The organism is Sphingomonas sp. 2R-10 (assembly GCF_030062225.1).
Taxonomy (GTDB): domain Bacteria; phylum Pseudomonadota; class Alphaproteobacteria; order Sphingomonadales; family Sphingomonadaceae; genus Sphingomonas.
Map to the genome: position 1 here is coordinate 53,795 of NZ_JASCXF010000011.1, position 15,745 is coordinate 69,539.

At 68.2% G+C, this 15,745-nt stretch carries 16 protein-coding genes; 10 read left to right on the forward strand and 6 right to left on the reverse strand.

What is annotated here, in order from left to right:
- The first annotated feature begins 2 nt into the window (after positions 1-2).
- The 5 genes from atpA (at position 3) to QLH51_RS06985 (ending at position 4,965) form a co-directional block, all read left to right on the forward strand.
- A complete protein-coding gene (gene atpA, locus QLH51_RS06965; protein WP_125654183.1) occupies positions 3-1,532 on the forward strand; it encodes a F0F1 ATP synthase subunit alpha in 1,530 nt (509 codons plus the stop codon).
- A 124-nt stretch (positions 1,533-1,656) separates the two neighbouring features.
- Positions 1,657-2,535, forward strand: a complete 879-nt coding sequence (locus QLH51_RS06970) for a F0F1 ATP synthase subunit gamma (RefSeq protein ID WP_125654181.1) — start codon at positions 1,657-1,659, stop codon at positions 2,533-2,535.
- Positions 2,532-3,119 (forward strand): hypothetical protein, encoded by a 588-nt coding sequence (locus tag QLH51_RS06975; RefSeq protein ID WP_125654179.1) that lies wholly within the window; start codon positions 2,532-2,534, stop codon positions 3,117-3,119. Before QLH51_RS06970 ends, QLH51_RS06975 begins: the two co-directional genes overlap by 4 nt.
- Positions 3,119-4,591 carry a F0F1 ATP synthase subunit beta gene (gene atpD / locus QLH51_RS06980; RefSeq protein ID WP_125654177.1) on the forward strand — a complete coding sequence of 491 codons (1,473 nt, stop codon included), beginning with the start codon at positions 3,119-3,121 and terminating at the stop codon, positions 4,589-4,591. The genes QLH51_RS06975 and atpD overlap by 1 nt, the downstream gene beginning before the upstream one ends.
- A gap of 122 nt (positions 4,592-4,713) precedes the next feature.
- Positions 4,714-4,965, forward strand: coding sequence for an ATP synthase F1 subunit epsilon (locus tag QLH51_RS06985; protein ID WP_125654175.1), 252 nt, complete (start codon positions 4,714-4,716; stop codon positions 4,963-4,965).
- Between the two features lie 289 nt (positions 4,966-5,254).
- Here the strand turns inward: QLH51_RS06985 and QLH51_RS06990 are convergent, their stop codons facing one another.
- The gene (locus QLH51_RS06990) at positions 5,255-6,136 is read right to left on the reverse strand and encodes a tyrosine recombinase XerC (RefSeq protein ID WP_206428750.1); all 882 of its coding nucleotides are present in this window, start codon (positions 6,134-6,136) and stop codon (positions 5,255-5,257) included.
- Positions 6,137-6,180: 44 nt separating this feature from the next.
- Positions 6,181-6,834 carry a fructose-6-phosphate aldolase gene (gene fsa, locus QLH51_RS06995; RefSeq protein WP_125654172.1) on the reverse strand — a complete coding sequence of 218 codons (654 nt, stop codon included), beginning with the start codon at positions 6,832-6,834 and terminating at the stop codon, positions 6,181-6,183.
- Between the two features lie 214 nt (positions 6,835-7,048).
- Between fsa and QLH51_RS07000 the strand changes: the two genes are divergently transcribed.
- Entirely contained in the window at positions 7,049-8,014 is a 966-nt protein-coding gene (locus QLH51_RS07000) for an agmatine deiminase family protein (RefSeq protein ID WP_125654170.1), read from the forward strand.
- Positions 8,015-8,025: 11 nt separating this feature from the next.
- Positions 8,026-8,871: an N-carbamoylputrescine amidase gene (aguB, locus tag QLH51_RS07005; protein WP_125654168.1), complete on the forward strand. Its 846-nt coding sequence runs from the start codon at positions 8,026-8,028 to the stop codon at positions 8,869-8,871.
- Positions 8,872-9,067: 196 nt separating this feature from the next.
- On the opposite strand, the gene QLH51_RS07010 is transcribed toward aguB, so the two are convergent.
- From QLH51_RS07010 to QLH51_RS07025, 4 genes are read right to left on the reverse strand one after another with little or no spacing between them, the layout of a single operon-like run.
- On the reverse strand, positions 9,068-9,688 hold the full coding sequence (locus QLH51_RS07010) for a winged helix-turn-helix domain-containing protein (RefSeq protein WP_206428749.1): 621 nt from the start codon (positions 9,686-9,688) through the stop codon (positions 9,068-9,070).
- 21 nt (positions 9,689-9,709) lie between these two features.
- On the reverse strand, positions 9,710-10,630 hold the full coding sequence (locus tag QLH51_RS07015) for a transposase (RefSeq protein ID WP_125654166.1): 921 nt from the start codon (positions 10,628-10,630) through the stop codon (positions 9,710-9,712).
- Positions 10,618-11,562: a hypothetical protein gene (locus QLH51_RS07020; protein WP_125654164.1), complete on the reverse strand. Its 945-nt coding sequence runs from the start codon at positions 11,560-11,562 to the stop codon at positions 10,618-10,620. The genes QLH51_RS07015 and QLH51_RS07020 overlap by 13 nt, the downstream gene beginning before the upstream one ends.
- Before the next feature lies 1 nt (position 11,563).
- Positions 11,564-11,719 (reverse strand): hypothetical protein, encoded by a 156-nt coding sequence (locus QLH51_RS07025; protein ID WP_164516041.1) that lies wholly within the window; start codon positions 11,717-11,719, stop codon positions 11,564-11,566.
- A gap of 128 nt (positions 11,720-11,847) precedes the next feature.
- Between QLH51_RS07025 and QLH51_RS07030 the strand changes: the two genes are divergently transcribed.
- The 3 genes from QLH51_RS07030 to QLH51_RS07040 all read left to right on the forward strand — a co-directional run bounded on the left by QLH51_RS07030 (position 11,848) and on the right by QLH51_RS07040 (position 15,619).
- On the forward strand, positions 11,848-12,291 hold the full coding sequence (locus QLH51_RS07030) for a PaaI family thioesterase (protein ID WP_125654162.1): 444 nt from the start codon (positions 11,848-11,850) through the stop codon (positions 12,289-12,291).
- A complete protein-coding gene (locus QLH51_RS07035) occupies positions 12,288-12,665 on the forward strand; it encodes a PaaI family thioesterase (RefSeq protein WP_125654160.1) in 378 nt (125 codons plus the stop codon). Before QLH51_RS07030 ends, QLH51_RS07035 begins: the two co-directional genes overlap by 4 nt.
- 185 nt (positions 12,666-12,850) lie before the next feature.
- Positions 12,851-15,619 carry a TonB-dependent receptor gene (locus QLH51_RS07040; protein WP_125654158.1) on the forward strand — a complete coding sequence of 923 codons (2,769 nt, stop codon included), beginning with the start codon at positions 12,851-12,853 and terminating at the stop codon, positions 15,617-15,619.
- Positions 15,620-15,745 lie beyond the last annotated feature (126 nt).

Below are 15,745 nucleotides of genomic sequence, written 5' to 3' on the forward strand. Positions count from 1 at the left end.
ACATGGATATCCGCGCCGCAGAAATCTCGAAGGTCATCCGCGACCAGATCGCCAATTTCGGCACCGAAGCGCAGGTTTCGGAAGTCGGCCAGGTGCTGTCGGTCGGTGACGGCATCGCCCGCATCCACGGGCTCGACAACGTCCAGGCGGGCGAAATGGTCGAGTTCGGTGGCGGCATCCAGGGCATGGCGCTGAACCTCGAAGCCGACAATGTCGGCGTCGTGATCTTCGGGTCGGACTCGTCGATCAAGGAAGGCGACACCGTCAAGCGCACCGGCACCATCGTCGACGTTCCCGTCGGCAAGGGGCTGCTGGGTCGCGTGGTCGATGGCCTCGGCAACCCGATCGACGGCAAGGGCCCGATCGTGTCCGACCGTCGCGCCCGCGTCGACGTGAAGGCGCCGGGCATCATCCCGCGCCAGTCGGTCAGCGAGCCGATGCAGTCGGGGCTGAAGGCGATCGACGCCCTCGTGCCGGTCGGCCGTGGCCAGCGCGAACTCATCATCGGCGATCGTCAGACCGGCAAGTCGGCGGTCGCGATCGACACCTTCATCAACCAGAAGACCGCGAATGCGGGCGATGACGAGAGCAAGAAGCTCTATTGCGTCTATGTCGCCGTCGGCCAGAAGCGCTCGACCGTCGCCCAGCTGGTGCGCACGCTCGAAGAGAACGGCGCGATGGAATATTCGATCGTGGTCGCCGCGACCGCGTCGGACCCCGCCCCGCTCCAGTATCTGGCGCCGTACACCGGCACCGCGATGGGCGAATATTTCCGCGACAACGCGATGCACGCGCTGATCGTGTTCGACGACCTGTCGAAGCAGGCCGTCGCGTACCGCCAGATGTCGCTGCTGCTGCGCCGTCCGCCGGGCCGCGAAGCCTATCCCGGCGACGTGTTCTATCTCCACAGCCGCCTGCTGGAGCGCGCCGCCAAGATGTCGGACGCCAATGGCGGCGGCTCGCTGACCGCGCTGCCGATCATCGAGACGCAGGCGGGCGACGTGTCGGCCTACATCCCGACCAACGTGATCTCGATCACCGATGGCCAGATCTTCCTCGAAACAGACCTGTTCTTCGCCGGCATCCGCCCCGCGATCAACGTCGGCCTCTCGGTCAGCCGCGTCGGTTCCGCCGCGCAGACCAAGGCGATGAAGAAGGTCGCCGGCTCGATCAAGCTGGAGCTGGCGCAGTATCGCGAAATGGCCGCCTTCGCGCAGTTCGGGTCGGACCTCGACGCCAGCACGCAGAAGTTGCTGAACCGCGGCGCGCGCCTGACCGAGCTGCTCAAGCAGGCACAGTTCTCGCCGATGCCGTTCGAGGAGCAGGTCGCGTCGATCTTTGCGGGTACGCAGGGCTATCTCGACACCGTTCCGGTCAACGACGTCACCCGCTACGAACAGGCGATGCTGTCGGACCTGCGCGCCAACCACCCGCAGGTGCTGGCGAAGATCCGCGACACCAAGGACCTGGGCGACGAGGCGAAGTCGGGGCTCAAGGCCGCGCTCGACCACTTCGCGAAGACCTTCGCGTAACATCCACTAGCCCTCTCCCCTTCAGGGGAGAGGGTTGGGAGAGGGGAAGTACGGGCCGCTCGGTAACGAAGCCCCCTCTCCCCGACCCTCTCCCCTGAAGGGGAGAGGGAGCAGGAAGAAGAACATGGCGTCACTCAAGGCCCTGAAACTGCGCATCGGCTCGGTGAAGTCGACGCAGAAGATCACCAAGGCGATGAAGATGGTCGCCGCCGCCAAGCTGCGCCGTGCGCAGGAGGCGGCCGAGGCCGGCCGTCCCTATGCGCAGCGGGTCGAGCAGGTCGTCGCCAGCCTCGCGCGCACCGCGCAGATCACCGAGGGCAGTTCGCCGCTGCTCGCCGGCCATGGCCGCGATCAGGTCCACCTGTTCGTGGTCGCGACGTCGGACAAGGGCCTGGCCGGCGCGTTCAACTCGAACATCGCCCGCCTCGCGCGTCGCCGTGCGCTGGAGCTGCAGGAGCAGGGCAAGACCGTCAAGTTCCTGACGATCGGCCGCAAGGGTCGCGCGGTGCTCGCCCGCCAGTTCCGCGAAGGCTTCGTCCATGCGGTCGAACCCGGCGATCTCGGCAAGCTGACCTTCGCCGATGCCAAGGGCTATGCCGACGACCTGATCCGCCGCTTCACCGCGGGCGATTTCGACGTCGCGCACCTGTTCTACGCCACGTTCAAGACGGTTCTGACGCAGGAGCCGACCGAGCAGCAGCTGATCCCGGTCAAGATCCCCGCCCAGTCGGCGCAGCCCGCCGCCGATGCGGTGGTCGAGTACGAGCCGAGCGAGGAAGCCATCCTCGACAGCCTGCTGCCGACCAACATCGCCGTGCAGATCTATCGCGCGATGAAGGAAAATGCGGCGTCGGAGCAAGGGTCGAAGATGACCGCGATGGACAATGCCACGCGCAATGCCGGCGACCTCATCAACCGCCTGACCATCGAATATAACCGCACCCGCCAGGCCGCGATCACGACCGAGCTGGTCGAGATCATCTCGGGCGCCGAAGCGCTGTGATCCGCGCCGCCGTCCTGCTGGCGCTCGTCGCCACGCTGGCCGGCTGTGGTCAGCCCGCTGCCGACAAGGCGGCGGACAAGCCGCGCGCGACGCCGACGCCGTTCGTCACCGGCGGCTGGGCGACGGTGCTGGGCGATGCACCGCGCACGATCGAGCTGCTGAACGGCATGGGCTTCCGCCTGTCGGCCTATACGCCGAAGGGCGGCGCGTTCGTCGCGACGGCACAGCCGACGCCGATGGGCGATCCGTCGGTCAAGCCGGTCAACACCGCCAACCTGACCGCGACCGGCGATGCCCAGCGGATCGGCGAGCTGCGCTTCACGCTCGACATCGTGAACCTCGATTCCAGCCCGTTCGCGAAGGACCAGTTCATCCGCTGGGTGAACCGGCCGCTGGCATCGATGGCGCTGCCGGGGCAGGACGTTGTCGAAAAGGCAATCCGCACCGAAAGCCCCGCATCGGGCACCCTGCCCGGCGCGGACTACAAGATTACCCGTGAACCGATCGACGGCGGTCGCCGTCTGGTCGTGACCTTTACCCGTCCCGCGCCATCGGCCGGGGACAGCCACCCGAGGAACCCGTAATGGCAACCGCCGCAGACACCTACGCCCCGCAGGGCAGCACCAACCATACCGGCCGGATCAGCCAGGTCATCGGCGCGGTCGTCGACGTGACGTTCGACGGCGAACTGCCCGCGATCCTGTCGGCGCTCGAAACCGACAATAACGGCAACCGGCTGGTCCTCGAAGTCGCGCAGCATCTGGGCGAGAGCACCGTGCGCACGATCGCGATGGACGCGACCGAGGGCCTGACCCGTGGCCAGGCGGTGCGCGACACCGGATCGCAGATCCGCGTGCCGGTCGGCCCCAAGACGCTCGGCCGCATCCTCAACGTCGTCGGCGAGCCGATCGACGAGCGCGGTCCGGTCGGTGCCGAAACCACCGCCCCGATCCACGCATCGGCCCCGCTGTTCGTCGACCAGTCGACCGAGAGCGCGATCCTCGTCACCGGCATCAAGGTCATCGACCTGCTCGCCCCGTACGCGAAGGGCGGCAAGATCGGCCTGTTCGGCGGCGCGGGCGTCGGCAAGACGGTGCTGATCCAGGAACTCATCAACAACATCGCCAAGGGCCATGGCGGCACGTCGGTGTTCGCCGGCGTGGGTGAGCGGACCCGCGAGGGCAACGACCTGTACCACGAATTCCTCGACGCGGGCGTCATCGCCAAGGATGCCGAGGGCAATCCGACCAGCGAGGGTTCGAAGGTCGCGCTGGTCTATGGTCAGATGAACGAGCCGCCGGGCGCCCGTGCCCGCGTTGCGCTGTCGGGCCTGACCATCGCCGAATATTTCCGCGACGTCGAGGGGCAGGACGTGCTGTTCTTCGTCGACAACATCTTCCGCTTCACCCAGGCGGGTTCGGAAGTGTCGGCGCTGCTCGGCCGTATCCCGTCGGCGGTGGGCTATCAGCCGACGCTGTCGACCGACATGGGTGCGCTGCAGGAACGCATCACCTCGACCAACAAGGGCTCGATCACCTCGGTGCAGGCGATCTACGTGCCCGCCGACGATTTGACCGATCCGGCGCCGGCGACCTCGTTCGCCCACTTGGACGCGACGACCGTGCTCAACCGCGCGATTTCCGAACTCGGCATCTATCCGGCGGTCGATCCGCTCGATTCGACCAGCCGCGTTCTCGAACCGCGCACCGTGGGCCAGGAGCATTACGACACGGCGCGCGCGGTGCAGTCGCTGCTCCAGCGCTACAAGTCGCTGCAGGACATCATCGCCATCCTCGGCATGGACGAGCTGAGCGAAGAGGATAAGGTCACCGTCGCCCGCGCCCGCAAGATCCAGAAGTTCCTCAGCCAGCCGTTCCACGTCGCCGAGGTCTTCACCGGCATCAGCGGCAAGTTCGTCGCGCTGGAAGACACGGTGAAGTCGTTCAAGGCGGTCGTCGAGGGCGAATACGACCACCTGCCCGAATCGGCCTTCTACATGGTCGGCGGCATCGACGAGGTCGTCGCCAAGGCGCAGAAGATGGCGCAGGACGCGTAAATCCATCTCCCTCTCCCCGCTTGCGGGGAGAGGGTCGGGGAGAGGGGCAGTCGGAACCTCTCGACCGAAATCCCCTCTCCCCTGCCCTCTCCCCTGAAGGGGAGAGGGAGTGAGGTCTTGAAATGCTGCACTTCGAACTCGTGACCCCCGAAAAGCTGGTGCGGTCGGAATCGGTCTATATGGTCACCGTGCCGGGCACCGAAGGCGACTTCGGCGTGCTGGAGGGCCATGCCCCGTTCATGTCCACGATCCGCGACGGCGACGTGCTGGTCCAGCGCGCCGAAAAGGGCGAGGCCGAACGCATCGCCATCCGCGGCGGCTTTGCCGAGGTGACCGCCAAAGGGCTGACGATCCTCGCCGAACAGGCCGGGTAAGGCTTTTCGGACATTGTCGATACACGAACGCCGCGTCGGACGATGGTCCGGCGCGGCGTTCGTCTTTCCCGAAGTGGCGGTTACCGGGAGACTCCAGCCTGCGCTGGGGTGACGCCGCGGGGTAGGTTCCCCCACTCCACGAACGTCGCCCCAGCGAAGGCCGGGGCCTCACGCGGCTCCTGTCCCATGCTACCAGCAGAAGATCCCAGCCTTCGCTGGGATGACGTGTGGTTCGAACGAGCCATGGCACGAGCCTGCTCGCCACTCGGCGAGCGAAGCAGCCACCACCTTACCCGTGCGGGTGCGCGTTGCGGTACACATCCAGCAGATGCGCGGCATCGACCGCGGTGTATATCTGCGTCGACGACAGGCTGGCATGGCCCAGCAACGCCTGCAACGATCGCAGGTCCGCGCCGCGCCCCAGCAGGTGCGTCGCGAAGCTGTGGCGCAGCGCATGCGGCGTGGTGCGCTCGCCCAGCCCCAGCGCGCCACGCGCCGCCCGCACCGCCTTGCGCACCACGCCCGCGTCCAGCACGCCGCCCTTCGCCCCGCGGAACAGCGGCGCGTCGCGCGCGGTGCCCCAGGGTTGCTGCGCGACATAGGCCTCGACCGCCGCGCGCACCGGCGGCAGCAGCGGGACGATGCGGGTCTTGTCACGCTTGCCGGTAACGCTCAGCGTCTCGCCCAGCGGCAGCGCGCGGCCGGTCAGCAACAACGCCTCGCCGATGCGCAGCCCCGCGCCGTAGAGCAGCAGCAGGATCGCCCAGTCGCGGGCACCGATCCACGGCTCGGCGGCGGCATCGGCGACTTCCTGCGCCAGCGCGATCGCTTCGTCGGGCGATACCGGGCGCGGCACGGTCTTCGCGACGCGCGGCCCGCGCAATGGCGGTGCCTCGCCGCCCAGATAGGCGAGGAAACCGCGCACCGCCGACAATTCGCGCGCGGCGGCGGCATTGCCAAGGCCTTCCCCCCGGCGATGCGCGAGGAACGCGCGCAGGTCGGCGGCGGCAATGCGGTGGAGCGCGGCGGCATCGACCGCCCCGCCCCAATGCCCTTGCAGGAACGCGATCAGCCGCTCGGCGGTCGCGGCATAGGCCCGCACGGTATGCGCCGAACGCCGCCGGTCGCGGGCGAGATGGGTGGCGAAGGCCAGCGGCAGCGGCTGCGTCATGTCCCGCAGATAGCGCGGGGACGCAGCCGCTGTCGAACGCGCGATCAGCCGATCTTCTGGCCCGACTTGGCCCAGTCGGCCATGAAGCCCTCGATGCCCTTGTCGGTCAGCGGATGCTTGACCAGCGCGCGGATGACCGACGGCGGGGCGGTCATCACATCGGCACCCATCTTGGCCGATTCGAGGACGTGGATCGGGTGGCGGACGCTGGCGACGAGGATTTCGGTGCCGAAATCGTAATTGTCGTAAATCAGGCGGATGTCGCTGATGAGCCCCATGCCGTCGAAGCCGATATCGTCATGCCGCCCGACGAAGGGCGAGACGAAGGTCGCGCCGGCCTTTGCCGCCAGCAGCGCCTGATTGGCCGAGAAGCACAGCGTGACGTTGACCATCGTGCCGTCGTCGGTCAGCGCCTTGCAGGTCTTGAGGCCATCGATGGTCAGCGGCACCTTCACCGCGACATTGTCGGCCAGTTTGCGCAGGATCTCGGCCTCGCGCATCATGCCGTCATGGTCGAGTGCCACGACCTCTGCCGACACCGGGCCGGGCGTGATCGAACAGATTTCGCGCACGACCTCCAGGAAGTCGCGGCCCGACTTGTGGATCAGCGACGGGTTGGTGGTGACGCCGTCGAGCAGGCCGGTCTCGGCCAGTTCGCGGATGTCGTTGGTATCGGCGGTATCGACGAAGAATTTCATGGGACTCGGGCTCCGGGCGGATGGAAGCGATGGCGGCCCCATCGCCGATCATCGCCGCCGGGGCAAGGTCGATGGGCTTCGTCGACATGGGTTGGCCCTCGCAGGCGCGTCGGCGGGAAGAGCCGGCGGGAAGGGGGATGACGGCAGGACCGGCAGGGGTGGCAGGGCGCAGCGACCCTTTCCGAACTGCTCCCGATCCATTATCTGCGCGCGCATGACCGCGCCGAAACCCGAATGGGCCCGCCACGCCGCCGTATGGATCGGCTATCCCAGCCACGCCGAACTGTGGCAGGACGACCTCGATCCTGCGCGGGACGAGGTCGTCGCCTTTGCCCGCGCGGTCCATGCCGATGGGCGCGGCGAGGCGGTGATTCTCGTCGCCGCCGATATCGAGGCCGCCGACGACGCCCGCGCCCGCGCGCCGTTCGCGCAAGTGGTGATCGAACCGTTCGGCGATATCTGGCTGCGCGATACCGGGCCGATCCTCGGCGGCGACGGCACCGCGCACCGCTTCCGCTTCAACGGCTGGGGCGGCAAATATGACCTGCCGGGCGACGACGATATCGGGCTGCGGCTGGCGCGCGAGCGCGGGCTGCCGGTCGCCGACCACGACTGGGTGGTCGAGGGCGGCGCGCTGGACGGCGACGGTACCGGGCTGGTCGTGACCACCGAGCAATGCCTGCTCAACCCCAATCGCAATATCGACTTCCATCGCGACGCGGCAGAGACGCGGCTGCGGCAGGACCTCGGCTACGATCGGGTGCTGTGGCTGGGCGACGGGCTGCTCAACGACCATACCGATGGCCATGTCGACAATCTGGCGCGCTTCGTCGGGCCGAACCGGCTGGCGATTCCCGAAGCGGCGGAGAACGATCCGAACTGGCGCATCTACCAGGATGCGGCGGCACGGGCGCAGGCGTTCGGCGTGGAGGTGGTGCTGGTCCCCTCCCCCGGCCGCGTGCTGTCGCCCGACGAAGAGATCATTCCGGGCAGCCACATGAACTTCTATATCGGCAATGCGACGGTCGTCGTGCCGCTCTATGGCACGGGCACCGACGACGCGGCGGTGGCCGCCTTTGCCGCGCTGTTCCCCGACCGCGACGTCGTCGGGTTGCGCGCCGACCACATCCTGACCGGAGGCGGCAGCTTCCACTGCATCAGCCAGCAGATTCCGGCGTAACGAGGCTTTCCATGACCGAGATCACCGTCGCCGCGCTGCAGCTCGGTTTCACCGCCGATATCGACCGCAACATCGCCAACGTCGCGCGCCTCGTGCGCGAGGCGGCGGCCCGCGGCGCGCAGGTCGTGCTGCCCCCCGAACTGTTCGAGGGCGAATATTTCTGCCGGGTCGAGGACGAGGGCCTGTTCGCCAACGCCAGACCCACCGCCGAGCACAAGGCGGTGCTGGCGATGCAGGAACTCGCGCGTGAACTGAGGATCGCGATCCCGACCAGCTTCTTCGAACTGGACGGCCAGCATCATTACAATAGCCTGGCGATGATCGATCCCGACGGTCGCATCCAGGGCGTGTATCGCAAGAGCCATATTCCCGATGGACCGGGGTATGAGGAAAAATTCTATTTTCGTCCCGGCAATACCGGGTTCAAGGTGTGGGACGGCCCGGCCAAGCTGGGCGTCGGCATCTGCTGGGATCAATGGTATCCCGAAACCGCGCGCGCGCTGATGCTGATGGGAGCGCAGGTGCTGTTCTACCCGACCGCGATCGGCAGCGAACCGCACGACACCAGCCTCGACACCGCGCGGCTGTGGCGTCGGGCAATGGTCGGCCATGCGGTGTCGAACGTCGTGCCGGTGGTCGCTGCCAACCGGGTCGGCGTCGAGCACGGCCAGGCCTTCTACGGCACGTCGTTCATCACCGACGAGCGCGGCGACATCCTCGCCGAACTCGACCGCGAGGAAGAAGGCGTCATCACCGCGACGCTCGACCTTGATCGGGTGAAGCGCCACCGCGCCGCCTTCGGCTTCTTCCGCGATCGCCGGCCCGAACTGTACGGGCGGCTGGTACAGGATATCTGACCCCGGTCAGTCGGTGAAGCGCGCCGGCCGGCCCTCCATCCCGGCACGGACCGCCTCGACCTGATTGGGGCGGCCGAGCAACGCCTGTTGCCCGGCGCTTTCGGCGGCGAGGATGCTCGCGGCATCGGCGTCGTTGGCACATCCTGTCCATCGCTTTGCCGCGACGCTATCGGCGCGCGGGTTGAAAGAATAGGCGCTATCCGTCGCCCAGCCGATAGCCCCGCCCGCGATCGGTATGCAGCATCGGCGGCCCGACCGCGTCGAGCTTTGCCCGCAGTCGCGACATCTGCACCTGCACGACGTTGGTACCGGGGTCGAAATCGCGCGCCCACACCGCGCGCAGCAATTCGTCGCGGGGCACCGCGCTGCCGGCATGGTCGGCGAGATACAACAGGACGGCATATTCGCGGGGCAGGAGATGCAGGCGCACCCCGGCGCGGCGAACCGTCCGGGTCGCACGGTCGATCGCAAGATCGCCGACCGTCACCGGCCGCTCCCGCCGCGCGGCACGCAACAGGGCGAGCAGGCGTGCGACGATCTCGACCGGATGCGCGTCTTCCAGCGCGACATCGTCGGCCCCGGCGTCGAGCCCGGCGGCGAGTGCCTCCACATCCTCGACCAGCAGCATCGCGCGGACCGCGTCCTCGCCGGCGCGGACGCGGCGCAGCCGTTCCGGCGCGCATTCCTCGGCATGACGCCAGCGGGCCAGCCTTACCCGCGCTTCCGGCGCGTGGGCCAGCGGGCGTAGCCCGATGCCGCGTCGCTGCGCCGGGACGACCAGCGCCGGAACGGGATCGAGGACGGCGACGATCTGCATCGCCGTGTCCCTTAACCGCCCCTAGCCAGCGGCCGACGCCAACTGCATCCGATCCGGATCGAACTGGTCGAGCAGGCGGCGGGCATGGTCGGCGACCTGTCGCGAGCAGTCGCCGGCCGCCCGGTGGAGCGTCGCGAGCGGATCGGGGCCGCTGCGCACCAGCGCATCGATCGCGGTGATCCGCATCCGGTCGCACGGGTGGCCCACCGCGAACTGCTCGGCCAGATCGAGTCCGCCCGGCAGGCCTGTGCCGACCGCCAGCGTCACCAGCGCTTCGGCCGGGGTGGACGTCAGCACCTGCGCGATGGTGTTGCCGCGAATGTCGAAGCGATACTGGTCGAGCCACGGCTGTGCCGCATCATAGCCGAGGATGTTGAGCGACACCGAAAAGGCATCGGGCGGCAACTGGACATGCACGTCGTCGCGCATGCGATAGAGCAGCACCTTGCCCCGATCGAGCCGCGAGCACCCGATGTGGCGCAGCCCCGCCGGTTCGCCTGCACCACCGTCGATCGCGGTCACGTCGTAGCGGTAATCGTCGCTCCAATAGCCGGGGCCGTGATAGCCGACCGTCAGGAACGGGAAATTATGGTCATGCGGCAGGTCGTAGAAGAACGCCGCCCGGCCCCCGGCGCGCAGCGCCCGGTCCCGCGCCGCCGGCCAGAAATTGGCGCGCAGCACGAACCGGCCATCGGGCGGCCGCAGCAGCAGCACCTGCGCACCATAGGCATTGCCATCGATCTGTTTCCGGCAACGCTGCTTGAGTTCGGCGAGTGCAAGGTCGGCGAGGAAATCCCGGTTGCGCCCCAGCCGGGCGAGCGCCGGCCCCAGCGAGGCGAACGCGTCTTCGTCACGCACGTCGACCGGCGCGGCGGCCAGCAGTTCGACCAGATCGTCGAGGCCGATCGCATCGCCGCTGCCGGGATCGATCAGCCGGGCCATGCCGCCGCCACGCGCGCCTCGACCATCGGCAGCATCGCCTGCGCCGCCGTGCGTACCTCCGGATGCGGGTCGTCGGCCATCGTTCGGAGGCGGGGCAGCGCCCCGCGGGCGTCGCTGGCCAGCCATTCGCGCATCGCGTCCCAGCGGACGAAGAAGGCCGGGTCGCGCGACAGGGCGTCGAACACCTCCGCATCGCCCCGCCCCAGTTCGCGCAACAACTGCATCAGCATCATGCTGCGCGCCGCGCCGTCGTCGAGCGTCGCCACGCGCACCAGTGCGCCGCCGATCCGGTCATATTCGCGCAGGAACGGTGCGGCGCCCACCCGCAACGTCACCGTGACCGACACGACCGGCGCCGACGGATCGACCAGCAGCATCGCCTCCTGCCGCCCGTCGATCCGCACCACCGCCCCGTCCGCCAGCGGCCGCACCGCCAGCGGCCGCGCGGATGCCGCCACCCCGCCATGCCAGTCCGCGTCGACATGATCCGACCGCCAGCGCCACAGCCGTGCGCCTCCGCCACGCAGATAGCGCGTCCACGACACCCGCCCGCCGACCACCACCGTATCGGGCAGGACGCGTGCGGCCGGCGCGAGCGGATCGATCGCCGCCATCGTCACGCTCGCCACCGGCGTTTCGGCCAGCACCATGCCGGTGCGCAGCGCATCGCGCTGGCTCCTGAACGGCGGTTCGAGCAGCGGATCGCCGCGCAGCCGGGCGATCCATGGCCCCAGCAGCGCGGCGACCCAGCCCGCATCCTCCACCAATGCCCGCGCCGCGGCCTCTCCCTCGGCCAGCGTAGCAATATCGGCGAAACGTGCGGTTACCGCCCGAAGGGCGGCGTCGTCGGTCCAGTCGCGCCCCGCCGCCAGCGAGCGCAGCCGTGCAGCCGCGATCGCATCGCGCAGGCCGGCGTCGATCGGCGCAGGCATCTCAGTTGGGATACATCTCGTACACCAGCATCGCGACGGCGATGATGTATTCGAAGACCTGATCGCCCGATGCCTCTGCGGCCCGGATCGCCCCGGTCGTCGCGACCTGCGTGCCCAGTTCGACGATATCGGCCATGGCGATGGTGACGATCGGCATACTATCCCCCTGTGCGGTGGCGACACACCGCCCGCCAACCCTATGGCCGGCCCACGCCCCACCCAAGTTACAAGACTGTTATGGTTCGTCGCTTCTACCCGGCGGCGATCCGATCTAAGGATGCGGCGATGACCGCCTTCAGCCTTCCGCCCGGGTTCGATCCCGCCCGCTTCTTCGCCGCCCGCGTCGGCGGCCATGGCGCGCGGCTGGGCATCGGCTATCAGGCGCATGGCGCCGACTGGTGCGAATTGCTGCTGCCGTTTCGCGACGACCTGATCGGCGATCCGGCGCGCGGCGTGCTGGCGTCGGGGCCGATCGTCACGCTGATGGACATGGCGACCAGCGTCGGCGTGTGGTTGAAGCGGGGGGCGTTCCTGCCGCATGCGACGCTCGACCTGCGGCTCGACTATCTGCGACCGGCGACGGCGGGGCGGACGGTGGTCGGGCGTGGCGAATGCTACCGCGTCGCGCGACAGGTCGCGTTCGTCCGCGGCATCGCCCATGATGGCGATCCCGACGATCCGGTGGCGCATGTCGCCGGCACCTTCATGCTGCTGGACGGTGCGGCATGACCGTCTCCCCCTATGCCGAACTGCTGGGCCTGACGTTCGACACCGACGACCGCGGCCATCCGGTCGTGACGATGCCCTTCGCCACCGACCTGCTCGGCCGGCCCGGCTTCCTGCACGGCGGCGCGATGGGCGGGATGCTGGAGATGGCGGCATGGGTCGCGCTGCGCGCGGCGCTGGGCGCGGAGGATGCGACGATCAAGCCGATCAACGTCACCATCGACTACATGCGCGGCGGGCGCGAGCGTACCACCTTTGCCGCGGGAACCGTCACCCGGCTGGGCGCGCGGATCGCCAATGTGACCGCGACCGCATGGCAGGACGACCGCGACCGCCCGATCGCCGCCGCGCATCTGAACTATCTGCTCAAGCGATAGCCCCCGCCCGTAATCCATGCGGCCCATCGACGTCATCCCCCGCGGAGGCGGTGATGACGAAGCAGCCGGCGTCGATCACAATGCCTTCGCCCGGATATTTTCATCCCTCGCGATAGTTGTGCGACATTTGAACCGTAACGCCCCTGTTGCCGCCTCGACGCGGTCAGGGTTTGGAAGGAATGCGCATGGCGCGGTGGACGTTGGTGATACTGGCTTTGGGAACGGCCCCGGGCGCGCTCGCGGCGCAGACGACGCCGGTCGCCCCCTCCCAAACCGCGCAGACGCCCCAAGCCCCGGCGCAGACGCCCGACCCGGTCGGAACCGGTGCGGCCGGCACCGATGCCGAAGGCGAGGTTGAGGAAATCGTTGTCACCGGTCGCCCGCTACCGGGGGCCGTGCCCGGCGACATCAAGCCCGAACTGCAACTAACCCCGGCGGACATCCGCAGCTACGGCAGCAATTCGATCACCGACCTGTTGAGCGAACTCGCCCCGCAGACACAGTCGGTGCGCGGCGGCGAACCGGTGATCCTCATCAACGGACGCCGATCGGCGGGCTTTCGCGAGATCGCCGACTTCCCGCCCGAAGCGCTGCTACGCGTCGATATCCTGCCCGAAGAAGTGGCGCTTAAATTCGGCTATCGCGCCGACCAGAAGGTCATCAACTTCGTCCTGCGTCCGCGTTTCCGCAGCTATACCGGCGAACCGGAAGGCAGCGCACCGACCGACGGGGGATCGAGCAACTTCGAAGCGGAGGGCGGGCTCGTCCGCATCGACCGCGACAAGCGCTTCAACCTCAATCTTCAGGCGGAGACGACCTCGAACCTGCTGGAAAGCGAGCGCGGGATCGCGCTCAATCCCACGGGCACGCCGTTCGACCTCACCGGGAACGTCACTTCGACGATCAGCGGCGCGGCGATCGATCCGGCGCTCGGCAACGCCACGATCGCGGGCGTCCCTGCGGGTACGCCGACGCTGGCCGGGTTCGCCGCCGGAGGGGGCAATCCCAACGTCACCGATACCACCCCATTCCGCACGCTGCAGGCGCAGAGCGACCGGTTCTCGGCCAACGCGGTCTATAGCCGCAACGTGTTCGGCACCGTCGCGGCGACGGTCAACGGCCGGATCGAGCACAACCGTAGCCAGTCGTTGCTGGGGCTGCCCGCACTGACGCTGACGTTACCCGGTGCATCGCCCTTCTCGCCGTTCGACAACGACGTGCGCGTGCTACGCTATGCCGACGCCGATCCGCTGCGCCGCGATTCGGAGACGACGACCGCCAATCTGGGCGTGGTGTTGAACGGCGACATCGGGCGGTGGCGCTGGACGGCAAACGGCAGCTACGACCGCATCGAGAGCGAAACGCGGACCGAGCGCGGCGTCGACGCCGCCGCATTGCAGGCGGGTGTGCTGGCCGGGACCGCCAGCCCGTTCGGCGATCTGGGCAGCTTCCTGCGCACCGCCGATCGCGCACGATCGGTGTCGAGCGCGGGTGCGATCGAGGGGCTGGCGTCGGGATCGCCCTTCTCCCTGCCCGCCGGGGAAGCGAATGCCAGCGTCCGGCTGGCGGGGCGTACCACCGATTTCAGCAGTCGGTCACAGCGTTCGGGGATCGACAGCAGCGCCGAAATCGGTCGCGATTCGGGATCGGTGCGTGCAAATATCGACCTGCCGATCGCCAATGCGCAACGCGGGGTGCTGAGCTTCCTCGGCCGACTGTCGCTGAACGGCAATGTCGAACTGGAGCAATTGTCGGACTTCGGCACGCTCACCACCTATGGCTATGGCGTCAATTGGCAGCCGGTCACGCCCGTCCGGATCATCGCCAACTTCACTACCGAAGAGAACGCGCCTAGCCAGCAGCAGCTCGGCAATCCGACCGTCGTCACCCCGTTCGTGCGGGTGTTCGATTACGTGTCGGGGCAAAGCGTCGACGTGACCACGGTCACCGGCGGCAATGCCGCGCTGGTCGCCGAAACCAACAAGAGCTTCAAGCTGGGGCTGAACGTCAAACCGTGGAGTGCCCGCAACCTGACGTTCCAGGCGGATTATCTGTCGGAGCGCACGGACAATCCGATCCAGGGCTTTCCGGCGATCACCTCCGAAATCCAGAACGCCTTTCCCGACCGGTTCGTACGCGATGCCGACGGAACGCTGATCCGGCTCGATACCCGCTCGGTCAATTTCGCGCGGGCGGAGAACAACCAGCTTCGCTACGGGCTGAACTTCTTCCAGCGGATCACCACCGCGCGGTCGCGCGCCGCCGATGCCCAGCGACAGGCACGCATGGAGGCACGGCGTGCGGCACGCGACGCTGCGGAGGCCGGTCGCCCGACCAGCGATACCCCGCCCCCGCCACCGGGTGACGGCCCGCGCGAGGGTCGCGGCTTCGGCGGGCCGGATGGACCGGGAGGCGGCGGGCGTCGCGGATTCGGCGGACCGGGGTTCGGTGGGCCGGGCGGCGGCGGTGGCGGCGGATTCCGGGTCAGCCTCTACCATACGGTCGTCTTTACCGACCGGATCCTGATCCGCCCCGGCCTTCCCGAACTGGACCTGCTCAACGGGTCCGCGACCGGCGACAGCGGCGGCACCTCACGCCATCAGGTCCAGCTTCGCGGCGGCTATACCCGCGACGGCTACGGCGCCAATTTCGGCATCGACTGGCGTGAAGGTACGCAGGTGAACGGTGGTACGGCAGGCACACAGTCGCTGGATTTCAGCAGCCTCGCGCGGGTCAACATGCGACTGTTCATCAATCCAGGCGAGCAGCCATCATGGGTGCGCGGCAACCGCTGGCTGCGCGGGAGCCGGATCAGCCTCAGCGTCGACAATCTGTTCAACGCCCGCCAGCGCGTGACCGGTGCCGATGGCGAAGTGCCGTTCCGTTTCCAGCCGGGTTTCATCGACCCGCTCGGCCGGGTGGTGCGAGTCACTTTCCGCAAGCTGTTCTTCTGAGGGGGTGGACGGGCTGCCGTTACGCACTTCGTGCGTTACGCTCTTCGTAAATCCTGCGCAGGCGGGAATCGATACACGCTGGCGTTCGGTCATGAGCCGCCATCGCTGCGTGCAGCAATCTCCGCT

Bases quoted from the DNA above. Each gene is read 5' to 3' on its own strand.
- QLH51_RS07040 (WP_125654158.1), top strand. From the start codon at position 12,851: ATGGCGCGGTGGACGTTGGTGATACTGGCTTTGGGAACGGCCCCGGGC.
- QLH51_RS07015 (WP_125654166.1), bottom strand. From the start codon at position 10,630: ATGGCCCGGCTGATCGATCCCGGCAGCGGCGATGCGATCGGCCTCGAC.
- QLH51_RS07035 (WP_125654160.1), top strand. From the start codon at position 12,288: ATGACCGTCTCCCCCTATGCCGAACTGCTGGGCCTGACGTTCGACACC.
- atpA (WP_125654183.1), top strand. From the start codon at position 3: ATGGATATCCGCGCCGCAGAAATCTCGAAGGTCATCCGCGACCAGATC.
- fsa (WP_125654172.1), bottom strand. From the start codon at position 6,834: ATGAAATTCTTCGTCGATACCGCCGATACCAACGACATCCGCGAACTG.
- QLH51_RS07020 (WP_125654164.1), bottom strand. From the start codon at position 11,562: ATGCCTGCGCCGATCGACGCCGGCCTGCGCGATGCGATCGCGGCTGCA.
- aguB (WP_125654168.1), top strand. From the start codon at position 8,026: ATGACCGAGATCACCGTCGCCGCGCTGCAGCTCGGTTTCACCGCCGAT.
- QLH51_RS06970 (WP_125654181.1), top strand. From the start codon at position 1,657: ATGGCGTCACTCAAGGCCCTGAAACTGCGCATCGGCTCGGTGAAGTCG.
- QLH51_RS07030 (WP_125654162.1), top strand. From the start codon at position 11,848: ATGACCGCCTTCAGCCTTCCGCCCGGGTTCGATCCCGCCCGCTTCTTC.
- QLH51_RS07025 (WP_164516041.1), bottom strand. From the start codon at position 11,719: ATGCCGATCGTCACCATCGCCATGGCCGATATCGTCGAACTGGGCACG.
- QLH51_RS07010 (WP_206428749.1), bottom strand. From the start codon at position 9,688: ATGCAGATCGTCGCCGTCCTCGATCCCGTTCCGGCGCTGGTCGTCCCG.
- QLH51_RS06990 (WP_206428750.1), bottom strand. From the start codon at position 6,136: ATGACGCAGCCGCTGCCGCTGGCCTTCGCCACCCATCTCGCCCGCGAC.
- QLH51_RS07000 (WP_125654170.1), top strand. From the start codon at position 7,049: ATGACCGCGCCGAAACCCGAATGGGCCCGCCACGCCGCCGTATGGATC.
- atpD (WP_125654177.1), top strand. From the start codon at position 3,119: ATGGCAACCGCCGCAGACACCTACGCCCCGCAGGGCAGCACCAACCAT.
- QLH51_RS06985 (WP_125654175.1), top strand. From the start codon at position 4,714: ATGCTGCACTTCGAACTCGTGACCCCCGAAAAGCTGGTGCGGTCGGAA.